Below are 16,031 nucleotides of genomic sequence, written 5' to 3' on the forward strand. Positions count from 1 at the left end.
TTCATTCTGCTTTATGGAATGGTAAAGCAACAAAAAAACCCGACGCAACTGCGCCGGGTTTTTTTGTTGGGGTTGGGTTTGATGCTTACATCAGCACTACTTTGCGGGTGGCAACTTTGTCGCCCACCTGCACGCGGACCAAATACGTACCGGCCGATACATCGGCTGTGCTTACCGTTTTCGTTTTAACGCCAGCCGACTCCATGCCGTTGGAGAGGACCTGCACGTGGCGGCCCACCAAATCGGTGAGTACGATGTTGACGTTCTCAAAGCGGTTGCCTACGCTGTAAGCCACGGTAGCAATGCCGTTAGCGGGGTTGGGGTACACGCCCAGGGCAATGGCAGCAGCATCAGCAGCGCGGGTACCGAGAACCCCGGTAGCGCCCAACGTAATGGTTGCTGCCTGGCGGCCTGCGATAGTCGTAAAGTCTGCGGCGGCAGCGGCACCCACATTGCCGTTGCCCGCAACAGGCACGGAAGTCTGAGGAATGTAATCCGAAGACAGGAAATCACCTTTCCCGCTGTTCTGCAACACGAAAAAAGTGAGCGCCGGCGTACCGGTGGCCAAGCCCGTGGCAGTACGGTCCAGCTCAATTTCCCAACCGAAAGAACCTACCCCACCGTAGGAAGCGCCCGTGTTGGGCGTGGTATTGCCGGGGTTAGAGGAGACTTTGCCGTCGCTTGAATTGCGGTAAGCTACTCGCGTACCGGCTAGTGCGGCGAAATTGCCAACCGTCGCGGCAGCTGACAAGGTCTGCGCCGTGCCGTTGCCCGATACCACACCAGCAGTAGAGGTAAGTTTCATCGAAGTACCTGCGGTGGCGGAAGTATACGAAGCACCTTCAATCTGAAAGTCAGTTCCTTCCGAACGCAGGGCCAAGGCTAGGTCTGCGGCAAGGTCAAGCTTGGCTACCATGCCTTCAAAGGACGTACCCATCATGCCGGCGGGGAGTGATGTGCCCACGGGCACGCCGGCCCGGGCTGGCAAGTCAAGGAAAAGCTGGAATGCGTTACCATTGGTCTCAACCGTGCCACCAACGAAGAAATACACTTTCGTGGCCGTAGTGGCTGCGTACAGGCTCAGCAAGCCCGCATCGCCGAACCCGCGGGGATTGGTGTACTTACCAATCAGCACGTAATTGCCAGCCGTAATCTCCGGGGCGGTGAGTTGGCCATCGAGCACCACCTGGGCTTGCGCGGCGAAGGAACCAGCTGCTAAAACGCTTGCAGCAGCGAGAGTAAAAAGTTTTTTCATGACAACGTAACTAAAATGAGAGTGGTGAGAAAAGTAATGAGGGAACGAATGTGTGCTCAATATGCCCCTTATGGGTGCTAATTGAAGTAAATGTAGACAAAAGACAGCTAAAAAAATAATTTTCACCGGTACTGTTCGGCTAATTTTCAACTTCTTTACACGCCAAGTGCAACTCTAATCCCATGGGTTGTTGCCCCGTTGGTTGTTATTTTCGCCGGACCTCCCAATACAAATCGTACTTATGATTCTAATTGCCGACGGCGGCTCCACGAAGTGCAGCTGGTGCCAACTCGACGATGCCCACAACCGGGTATACTTTAATACCGAAGGGTATAACCCCGATTTCATTGACACGGCCGGCATCGTGGCTTCCTTGGGCCAGAACTTGCCGGAAACCCTGCCACGGGACCAGGTGCGCGAAGTGCATTTTTACGGCGCGGGGGTATCATCGCCCCAAAAAGCCGAGGTGATTGCCGCCGCCCTGCGCCAGCTGTTTCCCAACGCGACAGTTACCGTAACCGAAGATTTGCTGGCCGCGGCGCGGGCGCTGCTGGGCCGCAAGCCCGGCTTCGCATCCATTCTGGGCACGGGTACGAACTCCTGCCTGTACGACGGCGAAAAAATCACCTATAACGTGGACTCGCTGGGGTATTTCTTGGGCGACGAGGGCTCGGGCTCTTACTTTGGCAAGCGCCTGCTGCGCGACTACCTGCGCGACCTGCTGCCCGACGGGCTCCAGGAGGCCTTCCGCGAGACTTACGACCTGGGCAGCCGCAACAGCATCCTGGACCGGCTCTACAACCAGCCCCTGCCCAACCGCTACCTGGCCAGCTTCGCCAAGTTTGCCTACGACCACAACAACGTGAGCTACTGCCGCGACATCGTGCTCGAAGGCTTCGAAACGTTTTTCAGCAACCTGGTGGTGCACTATCCCGGCTACCAGGATTACTCGTTCAACTGCATCGGCTCGGTAGGCTACAACTTCCGCGACGTGCTCACGCAGGTGGCCCGCCGCCACGGCATGGAAGTGGGCAAGATTATCCGCTCGCCCATCGACGACCTGGTGACTTACCACGAATCGGACCGTTAAGCGTTAACTACTTGTTGGCTGAGTAATTACTCATCAAATCAATTACGTACCCCGCCAATAACCGAGAGCAGACACTCCGCCAAGGGGCCATAAAAAAAACCCGCCTGAATGACCAGGCGGGTTTTTTTATGGCCCCTTGCGGGTATGAATGCCTTATTCCACTACCAGGCGAAGTACTTGCTGGCGGTTTTCGGCGCGTAGCTCTACCAGGTACACTCCCGGCGCGAGCTGGCCCAGTGGCAGCTCGCGGCTGTGCGCCCCGGCCGCCTGGCGCACCACCGGCAAGGTGAGCACCGTTTGGCCGAGAACGTTGCGCACCAACAATTGCGCGGAGCCGCCCGTTGGCAATTGATACCGGAGGGTAGCGGTACCGCTGGCCGGGTTGGGAGCCGCGCTGAAGCGGAAGATATCCTGCTGCTGGCCACCGCGCGTGGCCAGCGTCACGCGGCGGATGCGCGTTTTGGTGTACACCGCGTAGTCGCCGGCGTTTAGGGTGAGCAGCGCGTTGGGGTCGCTCACCGTGATGCTGTCGCCGGTGAGGTAGTTGTACCACTTGCCGGTTTGCTGGAACCGGGGATTGACCTCGTCGCCAAAGATGCCGAAATTGCCCACAACCGTCACGTTGAGCGTGGGGCTGGTGAGTTGCATGACCTTGGACTGGCCGCCCAGCTGGTAGGTGAAGGTGGCGTTGTTGTAGCCGGGCAGCTTGCGCAGGGCAATGAGGTTGGCGTAGGTGTCGCGCAGGCGCGCCCGGTCGGCTTCCTGGGTATAATTCCACCGAATGGGCTTGGCTCCGGTCCGGCCGTTGAGGTTAATATCCACTTCGTAGCCCAGCTCGCCAAACTGCCATATCATCTTCGGGCCCGGAATGGGCAGGAAGAAAGCAGCGTTCATACCGGCCCGGGCCAGGGCCGTGGGCAGGTTACGCACGTTGTAGCCCATGGTGCTGTTGGCCAGGCCGGCGGTAAGCGCCTCGTACATCATGCGCGACTCGTCGTGGCTTTCCATATACGCAATCAGGTTGGGCTGCTGCCAGCCGCGGGCCACGTGGTAAGCCCCCGAGAAGTTGGCGTTGCCGGCGGAACCCTTAATGCCGTTGGCGTAGGCGCCGTGCATGTTGCCCCACAGCATCATGCCGGCGTTGGACAGCACGATTTCTTCGCTGTTTTCGGCAAAGTGCTCCAGGATAACATAAGTACCGGGTCGCGTGGTCTGCATGTGGGTGTTGTAGTCGTTCCAGATATTGATGCGCGACTGGTCGTAGCGTGCAAACGCGGCATCGTCGTTGCCCGAGTTCACCTGCGTAAAGCCCTTGCTCAGGTCGAAGCGGTAGCCGTCGACCCGGAATTCATTTACCCAGAAGTCCATTACCTTCTTGCTGAAAGCACGCGTAAAGGTGCTTTCGTGGTTCATGTCGTAGCCGACGTTGAACGGGTGGCGCGCCACGCGGTTGAACCACGGGTTGTCGTCCGTTGGTTCGCCGCCGTTGGCGTACAGCTGCACCATGGGGCTTTGGCCGAAGGAGTGGTTCAGCACCATGTCGATGACCACGGCCATGCCGCGGCGGTGGGCTTCGTCAACGAAGGCCTTGAACGCATCCTTGGTGCCGTAGTACTTGTCCACGGCAAAGTAGAAGCTCGGGTTGTAGCCCCAGCTGTCGTTGCCCTCAAACTCGTTCACCGGCATCAGCTCAATGCAGTTCACCCCCAGGCGGGAGAGGTAAGAGAGCGTGTCGCGCAGGGTTTGAAAGTCGTGGCGGGCAATAAAATCGCGCAGGTGCAGCTCATAAATTACGAGGTCGGCCTTGGCGGGGCGTGCGAAGTTGGTGGTCTGCCACTGGTAAGCTGCCTGGTTGGTTTGGAACGTGGACATGATGCCCGTGGTCTGGCCCGCCGGGTAGGGCTTCAGGTTGGGGTACGTGACGGCGGGGATAAACCGGTCGTTGTTGGGGTCCAGTACTTTTTCCGTGAAAGGGTCGGCCACGCGGATGGTGCCGTCAACCAGGTACTGATAGGCGTATTCCTGGCCGGGCGTGAGGCCGTCAAGCCGCACCCACCACATGTTGCCATCGGGGGTTTTGTTCATAAAGCCCGAAGCCACGGCCTGGAAATTATTAAACTCGCCCACAACGTATGCAAACTGCTTGTTGGGCGCCGTGAGGGCCAGAATAACCGAAGTGCCACCGGGCAGGTAGGTAATGCCTTCCTTGGCGCCGGCGGGCAGGGCCGCGACCGTCACGGTGGGCCGCACCACCAGAATAACCGAGTCGGACACGGCCGTGGCGCCGGTGCCAGCGGTCAGCTTCAGCACGTTGCGGCCGGCCTGGGTGGGCGTGGCGCTGCCGCTGATGGTGGTGGCGTTGGCGGCCTGCGCAATCTGGGTACCGTTCAGGGTCAGAACTAGGTTGGCGGCCTGCGCGCTTTCGCCCGTCACGGCCAGCGCAACGCCGGAAGCCACGAACTGCGGATTGGCCGAGCGGGCGGGACTGGTGATGCGCACCGCCACGCCCCCTTGGTAAACGTCGACAAAGATGTCGCCGCCATCGCTGGCCCGGCCTACTGTCGAACCGTTGGCATTTTTGAAAATCATGCCCAGCCGCAGAATGGTTTCATTGGCCGGCACCGGGTAAAAGGTGCGGGGCGTGAACGTGATGCGGTAAAGGTTGGGATTGGCCGCGTCGCGGGTCATCAGGGCAGCGGGGTCGGCTTGGCCAAAGCTGGGGCTCTTCACGTTGCGCCAGGTGGTGTTATTGGGGCTGAGGTTGGTGACGGTGCCGGTCCAGATGTAGACCGGGCCCGTGAAGTCCTTAAGGGCGACGTTGCCCTGGCTGGCGTCGAAGGTGATGGTAACGGGCGTGTTTTCGGTAAAGAAAACGGGCTGGGTGGTCACAACCTGCGCCTGGGCGGTCAGGGCCAGCAGGGTGAGCAGCAAGCTGGTAATTCGGGTAAATATCTTCATTGGGAATATTTGGTGGAATGGAAGAAGCAATGACAACGACCAGCGCACAGCGGATGCGCAAACGATAGCGCAAGATAAGCAAACCTGCTGAGTAGAAAATTGGCCGCCTACCTTTACCGCAATCCTTGCCCGCATGAAGTTAGTTCCCTGCCTCTTTGTTCCCATGCGGCGCTGGTGCCTGGCGGGGCTGGCGGCGGGCTTGAGCTTGCTGGGCCGGCCCGCCGCTACGGCCCAACCCCTCCGCCCGGATAGTATCAGCACCTTTCGGCCCGCTCCTGTCGATTCGGCCCGCTTGCGCAGCCAGCGCCTGCGCTGGCTGGTGGGTGGCTCGGCCGTTGGCTACGGCGTGCTTTATACCGGCCTCACTACCTCCTGGTACACCGGCGAGCGAGCGCCGTTGCGCTGGTTCAATGACCTATCGGAATGGAAGCAACTCGACAAGGCCGGCCACTTCTGGGGCTCGTTCCAGATAAGCCGCGGCGCGGTGGATATGCTCCGGTGGACGGGCCTGAGCCAGAAAGAATCCATTTGGTACGGCTCTTTCGTGGGGTTTGCCATCCAGAGTCCGCTGGAGCTGCTCGACGGGCGGGACCCGGCCTACGGCGCTTCGGCTACCGACCTGGCGGCCAATTTCCTGGGCTCCTCGGCGCTGTTGGCCCAGCAGCTGGCGTGGCACGACATCCGCATCATGCCCAAATGGTCGTTTCACCTCACCCGCTACGCTGCGCAGCGCCCCAACGTGCTGGGCAGCAACGTGCCCGAGCGCTGGCTCAAGGACTACAACGGCCAAACCTACTGGCTCTGCACCGACGTGGGGGCTTTCCTGCGGTCCGGCAACCGCTGGCCGCGCTGGCTGCAGCCCGCGGTGGGCTACGGCGGCCAGGACCTGGTGTACAACGACGCCGCGGCCAACGCGGCAGCAGGCCTTCGCCCCTACCGCCAGTATTATCTGTCGCTTGACGTAGACCTGCGGCGCATTCCCACCCGCAGCCCGCTGCTGAAAAAAGTGTTCTACACGCTCAGCATTTTCCACCTGCCGGCTCCGGCCCTGGAGTACAACGGCCGCAACGGCTTCCGCTTCCACGGCCTCTACCTGTGACCACGGATTAGCCCGGATTTTAGCGGATTTCACGGATTTCGTAGCTGACTTTTTTTAGCGGCAAACAACTACCTGATGGGCGGCTTGGTTGGATTTCTGGCAAAGCCAGGAGTCCGTGCACAACCTTTAAATAGCGACAAGGCATCTGGCGCCCCCTCAAAAACGTACTTTTGTAATCCCCGTTCTTACGGAAGGGGCAAAAGAGAGCAAAATGGGATACTTCCGGCGGGCCGACAATCGTCCACAAAATCCGTGAAATCCGTTCAAATCCGAAAAATCCGTGGTCTATGAATGTAGGAGATAGAGTCCGGTTGCTAACCGGCACCGAAGAAGGCATTGTTACGCGCCTGCTCGACAGCGAGTTGGTGGAAGTAGCCATCGACAATGATTTTACCATTCCCGTGCTGCGCCGCGAAGTGGTAGTGGTGGCCCAGGAAGAAGGCAACAACTTCAACCGCACGGCCATTGAGTACCGCGCCGGCCAGGTGCCGGGCAAAAGCGCCAACGCCAGCAAAAAAGACCGCAGCCAGCGCCCATCAGCACCCGCCGCAGCCAAAACCGTGCAGCCTTCGCTGCAGGAAGCCCTGGCTGCGGTGGCCTCCAATGGCGCCGGCGTGGCCAAAATGGGCGGCCCGGCTGCAGGCTCTCCCAAGCAGGCGGCGGCCGCCAAGGGCCTGTTTCTGGCGCTGGTGCACCAGTCGCCGGAGCTGCTGGGCGTCACGCTCATCAACAACACCGAGGCCGACGTGCTCTTTACCTACGGCGAGGAAACCAGCGCCCGCCCCTACCGTGCCCTGGCGGCCGACAAGCTTGGCCCCAAAGCCAGCACCAAGCCCCTCTCCTTCCTGCACATGAAGGATTTTGAAACGTGGCCAGCCGTTATTTTTCAGCTTCTGCCCACCCGCTTGAACGGCGACGCCGCTTACGAGCTGCTCACCAAGCGGCAGGCATTTAAAGCCAGCACGTTCTATTCGAGCAGCGGCCCCGCGCCCGTCATCGGCAAAGACGCCTACCTGTTTCAACTCGATGAGCGCGCCGCGGCGGCCATCACGCCCGAGAAGCTAGTGCAGGAGGCCCCCGCGCCCGCGCCGGAGCCCGCCAAACCGGCCGGGGTCGACATTGCGGCCCTGAAAGCCCAGCTCAGCGGCGACGCTCCCGCCAAGCCGGCGGCCGTGGTAGCGGCGGCCACGCCCGCCCCGGCGGCGCCCGTAGTGGCCCCGCCCCACGAGTTCGACCTACACCTGGAAGCCCTGCGCCCCGACAACAAGGAGGAGATGAGCAACACGGCCATCCTGCGCATTCAGCTCGATGCGTTTGAAGACGCGCTAATCCGGGCGCTGGCTACCAACATGCACGAAATCGTGTTCATTCACGGCATGGGCAACGGCGTGCTGCGCAAGGAAATACACCGCCAGCTGAGCCGCAACAAGGATATTAAGTTCTTCGAGGACGCCCGCAAGGAAAAGTTCGGCTTCGGCGCCACGCTGGTCCGGCTGAAGTAGATTTTTCCCAGTAGACGATTTAACAGAACGTCATACTGAATGAACGTCATGCTGAGCGCAGCCGAAGCATCTCTACCGCAGCACTAATTTTAGCAGTTAGTGTTGGCACGCGAGATGCTTGCTCGCTCAGCATGACGTTCTCTTATTTGCTCCATAATATCCTCTCGCCTCTTCCTTTCTCATGCGCCACCTATTCCTATTCGCTTGCCTTCTTTCCACCCTGCCGGCCCTGGCGCAGCAGCCGCTGCCCGTGCCGCGCAACCTGCAAGCCACCTTCGCCAAAGGCACCCGCGCCGAGAGCGGTCTGCCCGGCCCCAACTACTGGCAGAACACGGCCGACTACGACCTGAACGTGACGTTCGACCCCACCACGCGGCGCATGGCGGGCACGGTGGCCATCAACTACCAAAACAACAGCCCCGATTCGCTGCGCCAGCTCTGGTTTAAGCTCTACCCCAACCTGTATAAAAGGGGCGCCCCCCGCGCCCGCGCCATTTCCCCGGAAGACATCGGCGAGGGCGTGACTATTTCGGCCCTTACCATCAACGGGGAGGTGTTCGACGTGAAGAAGCTCGCCATTGAGGCCACCAACCTGACGGTTCCGCTGCGCCGCGCCATCGGCGTGCGCCAGGCGGCCACGGTGCGCGTCACCTACTCGTACGTGCTCAACAAAGGCTCGCACCAGCGCACCGGCGAGGTAGAGCCGGGCGCCGCATTCCTGGCCTATTTCTTTCCCCGCATCGCCGTGTACGACGACATCGACGGCTGGAACAAGCAGCCCTACACCGGCGACCAGGAGTTTTACAACGACTTCTGTAATTTCCGAGCCGCCATCACGGTGCCCAAAAACTTCGTGGTGTGGGCCACCGGCGACCTTAAAAACGCCGACCAAGTGCTCACCAAAAAGTACGCCCAGCGCCTGCAGGACGCCGAGAGCAAGGACGCCGTAGCTTTTGTTATCAATACCGAGGACGCCAAACGGCGCGATATCACTGCGCCCAATGCGCAGAACACCTGGCGCTTTGAGGCCCGGAACGTGACGGACTTCGCCTTCGCCACCGCCGACCATTACGTGTGGCAAAGCACCAGCCTGGTGGTGGACCCCGCTACCAAGCGCCGCACCCGCGTGGATGCCGTGTACAACCCCAAGCACAAGGATTTTGAGGAAGTCATCGACTTCAGCCGCAAAACGGTGGAGGCCATGAGCTACACCTTCCCGAAGTGGCCCTTCCCCTACGCGCACGAAACCGTGTTCGACGGCCTCGACCAGATGGAGTACCCGATGATGGTGAACGACAACCCCACCGAGACGCGCAAAGACGCCATTGAATTGACCGACCACGAAATCTTCCACACGATGTTCCCTTTCTACATGGGCATCAACGAAACCAAGTACGGCTGGATGGACGAGGGCTGGGCCACCATCGGCGAGTGGCTGATTTCGCCGATAATTGACCCCAAAATAGTGGACGACTACGGCGTGGCCCGCTACGGCACCCACGCCGCCACCGAAAACGATGCGCCCATCGTCACGCTCAGCACCCAGCAAAGCGGCGTGCCCTTCTTCCTCAACTCCTACCCCAAGCCCGGCATGGGCTATCTGTACGTAAAGGATTTATTGGGCGATGAGCTGTTTACCAAGGCCCTGCACACCTACATCCGCAACTGGAACGGCAAGCACCCCATGCCCTACGACTTCTTCAACAGCATGAACGCCGGGGCCGGCCGCAACCTCAACTGGTTCTGGCAGCGCTGGTTCTTCGACGACGGCTACCCCGACCTGGCCATCGCCAGCGTCACCAAAACCGCCCCCGGCTACGACATCCTTGTGCAAGCCAAAGGCAGCAAGCCCGTCCCGGTGGACCTAACGGTAACCTTTGCCGACAACACCACCCAGCAGATTCACCGTACCATCGGCGTCTGGGAGTCGGGCGCCACGTCCGTCACCGTACCCGTCGCCACCAAACAGCCGGTGACGCGCGTCACGCTGGGCAGTACGCTGGTTTCGGATAGTTTCCCGAAGGATAATGTGTGGGAGGGGAAGTAAAAGAAAATGACGATTCAATTAGCGCGCCCACTTTTTCAAATTCTACAGGAGGAATTAGCTTGTGGCAATGAGATAGTTGAAGAGACGGCTTGGCCACCTAATTGTGTAGTGCTAACCATTCTGAGGCGAAAATTCCACAAGCAATATGTTCTTTCGGCAGGAACTGAGTTTCTCAAGATTGACGACTATCATTACTGGCACGCCGAGTTGAATTATGAAACTGCTGAGGGAAAACACTCACTTGTTTGCGGGTTTGAGTCTCCTTGTAGCAAGTGAATGCTTGTGCTGTAGACATACTTCGGCTCCGCTCAGCATGACGTTGTACTTCGTTCTAATTCTAACTTTGCCCGCAGTGATGGCTCGCCCTACCGCGGTGCTTTCGAGCGGCGCAAAACCCCTGTTTTACTGACATACCCACAAACAAACAAGGCCAACCCGTATGGATTGGCCTTGTTTGTTTGTTAAAGTTAAACGCTTATAGGTGCGCGATGGGGTCGGCGTTGCCGTCCGGGTCGTTTTTAACGGTGCCACTGGTAGTGAAGCTCTTGCCTTTCATTAGCAGGACGCCAGCCATGTGCGGGGTTGCCATGGAAGTACCGCTGATGGTGTTGTAGCCACCGCTGAGCCAAGTGGACAGCGTGCTTACACCGGGCATGCAATAGTCAACGGGCGGGTTACCAAAATTGGAGAATGACGCCCACGTATCGGTGTTATTCATGGCCGAAATGGTGTAGATGTTCGGGCCATTCACACGGGCCGGCGAGTGCAGATTGGAATCGCCGCCGTCGTTACCGGCCGCCAGGGCGAAGAGTACGCCGCCGGCCGAAGCCTTGAGCACCGCGTCGTCGAGGGCCTGCGAAACGCCGCCGCCCAAGCTCATGTTCGCCGCGTCGCCGACCTTGCCGTTGGCCCCTACGTAGTCCACGCCGGCAATAACCCCGGAGTTGGAACCGCTACCGCGGGAGTCGAGCACCCGCACGGCCACCACGAAAGCGTTGGCAGCTACACCCACTACGCCAATGGTATTGTTTTTAGCCGCGATGGTGCCCGCTACGTGCGTGCCGTGGCCGTTGCCATCGTCTGGTGAGGCGTAGTTGGCGCCGCTGGTCAGAAACGACTTGCTGCGGGCCACGTCTACGTTCAGGTCGGGGTGGTCGAGGTCGATGCCCGTGTCGATAACCCAGGCAGTCCGGCCCGTGCCGTCGGCGGTACCCACGCGGGCAATGCCGTAAGGCGTGGTCTGGGCAGGTTGGGTAGAACCCCCGCCGGCTGGTTTGCCCAGCGAAATAATCCGGTCTTGTTCCACGTAGGCCACGCGGGAGTCAGCCCGCAGTTCGTTGGCCTGCGCAGCGGTCAGGGCCGCAGAGAAGCCTTTCAAGGCGTGGCCGTAGGCAAAGCCAAGCGCCTCAGCACTGGCGCCCCGCGCCCGCAAAATACCCTGGCCTACTGCTTTTACTTTTCTTACTTTTTCAGTATAAGATTCGCTCTGCCCCACTTCAACTGCTCCGTCCTTCAACACCACAATGTACTGACCAGGAATGGCATCGTCTATTCCCTTGGCATCGTTGCTCAACGAAACTTCGGGGGCGGCGGGCTGAATGGAGTCGTTGGAGCACGAAGTGAACGTGGCACTGGCAACCAGTGCCGAGGCGCTCAAAAGCATGGCAAGGCGAACATTGTGTTGTTTCTTCTGCATTTTGAATTGTGGAAAGTGGGAAAAAATTGGTAAGAAGTTGGCAAAATCATTTGTCAAGGCTTGTCACCAAAGCAACTGGATAAGCCAGCGCCTACAAGTGCTTATTAGGCTTAAGCAGGTGACTGTGCTAGGCGCAAGGTATGAGTTTTTTGAGTCAATATCAGTTTGTCGCTTATATTTTTTCATTAAAACCTCATTTGGCATTGATTCTCAATGCCAAATCGACCATTTTTCGTCATAAAAGCAATATATTTAACAATTATATAAAATTATGTTAATTCAAATTCCTTAATATAACTACGCTTTAAAAATAATTTAATGGTCTTGTTTTTAAATAAGAAATCGGTGGCTTTCTAAGTGTATTTGGAACCAGAAACTTCGGTTATTCAAACAACCAACAGATACCGGCTTCGCTAAGTAAGAAAGCCGGTTCGATTGCCAGCAGCAGAAATTTTTACATTTTTATATTTCACTAATAAACTTATCGGCGCATCTCTCAATTTAGCAGACCATACCCTCTTCCCTGATAAGCCCGTATCTTTGCCCGCAGTGATGGGTCGCCCCACCGCGGCGCTTTCGGGCGACGAGGAAAGTCCGGGCAACGCAGAGCACCCTGCTTCCTAACGGGAAGGACTGGCGCGCATAACGCAACCCAGGACAGCCAGTGCCACAGAAAATTACCGCCGGACGGTGACTGAGCGACAGAGTAACTGAGTGATATAACACTGCGGCACTCAACCACTCAGTCGCAGCCGGTAAGGGTGAAAAGGTGCGGTAAGAGCGCACCAGCGGGCGGGTGACCGTCCCGGCTGGGTAAACCTCAGGGGTTGAAAGACCAAATAAGCTGGTACGCCGGCGCTTCTTCGGAAGCATCGGCACCGGGCGGCTCGTCCGGCGCCAGCGGGTAGGTTGATGGAGCCTTTCCGCAAGGACTGGCCTAGATAAATGGTGGGGACGCGGCTTCGGCCGCGCACAAAACCCGGCTTACAGACCCATCACCTGACATAGAAACGGCCGCCCTTGCAGGGGCGGCCGTTTTTTGTTTTATTTTGATTGTAAAACGAGAAACCGTCATGCTGAGCGCAGACGAAGCATCTCTACCGCGCCGTCTGGCTCCCCTCTCCTGGGGAGAGGGGCCGGGGGTGAGGTTTCGTCCGCACGAAGCAGCCTCGCGGCTACTTCTTATTCGCCGCCCGCACGACTTTCACTTCCGCTGCTTTCACGGCGGTGGCTTTGTTGCCGAAGCTGTTGCGCACGTAGGTGAGCACGTCGGCAATTTGCTGGTCGGTGAGGTAGTCGAAGGCGGGCATCACGTTGGCGTACCGCTCCCCGTCGATTTCCACGCCCTGCATGCCGTTAAGTAGCACTTTCACGAGCGGGGTTTTGTCGCCCAGCACCCAGGTTGTTTGGGTCAGGGGCGCGTTCATACGGTCTACGCCGCCGCCGTCGGCCTGGTGGCAGCTCAGGCAATTCTGTGCATACAGGGTTTTGCCCAGTGCCAGCGAAGCGGCGGGGATGCCAGCCGCAGCCGGTTTAGCCGCGGGCTTGGCTTTGGCAACGGGTTTCTTTTGGGCGGCGGCCGGCATGGCTGCCCACACTAGCGCGCCCAAAACGAACATTATTTGCTTCATCAAACGAGTTATTTCTTAGCGTACACAATCCGGTAGATGGAGCCCTGCTTGTCGTCGGTGACGTAGAGCGAGCCGTCGGTGCCCTGGGCCAGGCCGCACGGCTTGTGGTCGGGGCGGCCGGCGTTGGCCTTTTCCGGCGTGCCGGCGAAGTTGTCCGCAAACACCTCATACGGCCCGGCAGGCTTGCCGTTCTTGAACGGCTGGAACACCACATAATAGCCCTTCTGGGGCTCGGGCGCGCGGTTCCAGGAGCCGTGAAAGGCAATAAAAGCGCCGTTGCGGTACTTCTCCGGGAACATGGTGCCGGTGTAGAACAGTAGGGCGTTGGGGGCGGTGTGGGCGGGATAGGCCATGGCCGGCGCCAGGTAGCTGCCGGTCGATACTTTTTTGCCGTCGCCGCCGTATTCGGGCGACACCATTATTTTGTTCTTAGCGGGGTCGAAATAGGTGTAGGGCCAGCCGGCGTTATCGCCCTTGTTGAGGGCGTACAGGCACTCGGCCGGCAGTTCCGCCGATTCCTTGCTGTCGTAGAGCTCGGGGAAGTTGTCGTGCAGTTGGTCGCGGCCGTGCTGCATCACAAACAGCTGGTTGCTCTGGGCGTTCCAGTCCAGGCCCACTACGTTGCGCAGGCCGGTGGCGTAGCGCGTGCCGTCGCCGTAGGTCTGGTTGAGCTTGTCGGCCCGGAACTGCCAGATGCCGCCGGCCGAGTCCAGGATGGGGCAATTGGGCCGGCCCATGGAGCCCTTCTGCCGGTCTTTCACCTGGCAGGAGTTGGCGTAGGCCCCCACGTTCACGTAGATGTTGCCCGCCTGGTCCAGGGTAATAGACTTGCTCTCGTGCTGCTGCCGGTTGAGCAGGCCCGTGATGACTTTTTCGGGCTGGGTGGGGTTGGTCACTTCGCCCTTGGCGTTGAGCTTGTAGCGAAACACCTCCTCATCGGAAGAGGCATACAGGTAGTCTTTGGTGCTGTAGATGCCCGTGCCGCCGTAGTTGCCGAAGCCGGCCACGACGGTGGCTTTGCCGGTGCCGCCCTCGCGCAGCTGCAAAATACCCTGGCCCTCCTTGGTGGGCCGGTTCAGCTTCACGAAAATAGTGCCCTGGGGCGTCACGGTAATGTGCCGGGCGCGGGTGCCGGTGTCGGCCACTTTCAGGGCGCCGAAGCCGGCGGGCAACTTAAGCCCGGCATTGTCGGCGTCGGCTACTATTTTATACTCGTTTTTCAGAGCGAATAAGGACAGGCTGCCGACTACGGCCGTCGAAAGTAGGAGGTACCGGCTGGTGGCGCTTTTCATGAATGAAATGGTTCGGTTTATACTGAAGAGAGGGAACGACGGGCGAGCAGGAACAGTGCGCTGCGGTGTCGCGTTTGAAACTGATTTTTTGCCGGCTGCCATAACATTGTGGCGGCCCAAGTGTGCCACTTGCGCGCAAAGGCCTAACCCGAGCACCAGGTAAATGATTGGCGAAGATAATAACTACCCGCGCAGGCCACCGCGCGCCTAACGCGAACCGGGGTCGGGCTGCTATTCGTTACTTTCGGCCCCGACTTACTATCCCCGTTTCTATGCCCCGTATCCTCATCATCGACGACGAACGCGCCATTCGGCACACCCTGAAGGAAATCCTCGAATTCGAAAGCTACACCGTGGACCAGGCCGAAGACGGCCCCGCCGGCCTCGATATGCTGATTCAGCAGAAGTACGACGTGGTGCTCTGCGACATCAAAATGCCCAAAATGGACGGTCTCGAAGTCCTCACCCGCGCCCAGGCCATGGGCACCGACGCGGCCTTCATCATGGTATCGGCCCACGGCAGCATCGACACGGCCGTGGAAGCCACCAAAAAAGGAGCCTACGACTTCCTCTCCAAGCCCCCGGACCTCAACCGCCTGCTGGTGACCGTGCGCAACGCCCTGGACCGCACCAAGCTGGTGAGCGAAACCAAAACCCTCAAAAAGAAGCTCTCCGTCGCCAAAGGCTCGTCCATGGTGGGTTCGTCGGCGGCACTGGGTGCCGTGCGCAAAGCCATTGAAAAGGTGGCCCCCACCGACGCCCGCGTGCTGATAACAGGCCCCAACGGCGCCGGTAAGGAGATGGTAGCCCGCCAGCTGCACGAACTCAGCAACCGCGCCCAGGGCCCCATGGTGGAGGTAAACTGCGCCGCCATTCCCTCGGAGCTGATTGAGAGTGAGCTGTTCGGCCACGAAAAAGGCTCCTTCACCTCGGCCGTGAAGCAGCGCATCGGCAAGTTTGAGCAGGCCGACGGCGGCACGCTGTTCCTGGACGAAATCGGCGACATGAGCCTCTCGGCCCAGGCCAAGGTGCTGCGGGCACTGCAGGAGAGCAAAATCACCCGCGTGGGCGGCGAAAAGGAAATTTCGGTAAACGTGCGCGTGCTCGCCGCCACCAACAAGGACCTGATGCAGGAAATCGCGGACAAAAACTTCCGCGAAGACCTCTACCACCGCCTCTCGGTTATTCTAATTCAGGTGCCCTCGCTCAACGACCGCCGCGACGACGTGCCCGAGCTGATTGAGAAGTTCCTCAACGACATCGCCGCAGATTACGGCAACAAGCCCAAGAAGATTGACGCCGCCGCCCTCACCTACCTCAAAGACCTGGACTGGCGCGGCAACATCCGCGAGCTACGCAACGTGGTGGAACGCCTCGTGATTATGAGCGACGACGTGATTTCCGAAGGCGACGCAAAAGCGTTTGCGGGGAAGTAGAAAGCTTTCTCCATAGTTATCAGGC

The 16,031-nt window shown here is 59.2% G+C and carries 10 protein-coding genes and 1 other RNA gene; 6 read left to right on the forward strand and 5 right to left on the reverse strand.

Annotated features, from left to right (window positions below; translation table 11 throughout):
- Positions 1-85: 85 nt before the first annotated feature.
- Positions 86-1,255 (reverse strand): T9SS type A sorting domain-containing protein, encoded by a 1,170-nt coding sequence (locus BEN47_RS03120; RefSeq protein WP_083322063.1) that lies wholly within the window; start codon positions 1,253-1,255, stop codon positions 86-88.
- Between the two features lie 241 nt (positions 1,256-1,496).
- Here BEN47_RS03120 and BEN47_RS03125 point away from each other — a divergent pair, with 241 nt between their 5' ends.
- On the forward strand, positions 1,497-2,345 hold the full coding sequence (locus BEN47_RS03125) for an N-acetylglucosamine kinase (protein ID WP_070725017.1): 849 nt from the start codon (positions 1,497-1,499) through the stop codon (positions 2,343-2,345).
- 153 nt (positions 2,346-2,498) lie between these two features.
- Here the strand turns inward: BEN47_RS03125 and BEN47_RS03130 are convergent, their stop codons facing one another.
- Positions 2,499-5,303, reverse strand: coding sequence for an alpha-amylase family glycosyl hydrolase (locus BEN47_RS03130; RefSeq protein WP_070725019.1), 2,805 nt, complete (start codon positions 5,301-5,303; stop codon positions 2,499-2,501).
- Between the two features lie 133 nt (positions 5,304-5,436).
- Here BEN47_RS03130 and BEN47_RS03135 point away from each other — a divergent pair, with 133 nt between their 5' ends.
- The 3 genes from BEN47_RS03135 (at position 5,437) to BEN47_RS03145 (ending at position 9,951) form a co-directional block, all read left to right on the forward strand.
- Complete coding sequence (locus BEN47_RS03135) at positions 5,437-6,402, forward strand: DUF2279 domain-containing protein (protein WP_239691486.1); 966 nt, start codon at positions 5,437-5,439, stop codon at positions 6,400-6,402.
- Between the two features lie 287 nt (positions 6,403-6,689).
- Entirely contained in the window at positions 6,690-7,904 is a 1,215-nt protein-coding gene (locus BEN47_RS03140) for a Smr/MutS family protein (RefSeq protein ID WP_083322065.1), read from the forward strand.
- Between the two features lie 181 nt (positions 7,905-8,085).
- Entirely contained in the window at positions 8,086-9,951 is a 1,866-nt protein-coding gene (locus BEN47_RS03145) for a M1 family metallopeptidase (RefSeq protein WP_070725023.1), read from the forward strand.
- A gap of 475 nt (positions 9,952-10,426) precedes the next feature.
- Here BEN47_RS03145 and BEN47_RS03150 read toward each other — a convergent pair whose 3' ends face one another.
- Positions 10,427-11,614, reverse strand: coding sequence for a S8 family serine peptidase (locus BEN47_RS03150; protein ID WP_239691487.1), 1,188 nt, complete (start codon positions 11,612-11,614; stop codon positions 10,427-10,429).
- 582 nt (positions 11,615-12,196) lie between these two features.
- On the opposite strand from BEN47_RS03150, the gene rnpB reads away from it, so the two are divergent.
- Positions 12,197-12,650: RNase P RNA component class A (gene rnpB, locus BEN47_RS03155), an RNA gene on the forward strand.
- 172 nt (positions 12,651-12,822) lie between these two features.
- Here the strand turns inward: rnpB and BEN47_RS03160 are convergent.
- Together BEN47_RS03160 and BEN47_RS03165 are read right to left on the reverse strand one after the other, a co-directional pair.
- Complete coding sequence (locus tag BEN47_RS03160; protein WP_070725025.1) at positions 12,823-13,278, reverse strand: c-type cytochrome; 456 nt, start codon at positions 13,276-13,278, stop codon at positions 12,823-12,825.
- An 8-nt stretch (positions 13,279-13,286) separates the two neighbouring features.
- Entirely contained in the window at positions 13,287-14,570 is a 1,284-nt protein-coding gene (locus BEN47_RS03165; RefSeq protein WP_070725027.1) for a PQQ-dependent sugar dehydrogenase, read from the reverse strand.
- A 272-nt stretch (positions 14,571-14,842) separates the two neighbouring features.
- On the opposite strand from BEN47_RS03165, the gene BEN47_RS03170 reads away from it, so the two are divergent.
- Complete coding sequence (locus tag BEN47_RS03170; protein WP_070725029.1) at positions 14,843-16,006, forward strand: sigma-54-dependent transcriptional regulator; 1,164 nt, start codon at positions 14,843-14,845, stop codon at positions 16,004-16,006.
- Positions 16,007-16,031: the final 25 nt, after the last annotated feature.

The organism is Hymenobacter lapidarius, from assembly GCF_001816145.1.
GTDB lineage: Bacteria > Bacteroidota > Bacteroidia > Cytophagales > Hymenobacteraceae > Hymenobacter > Hymenobacter lapidarius.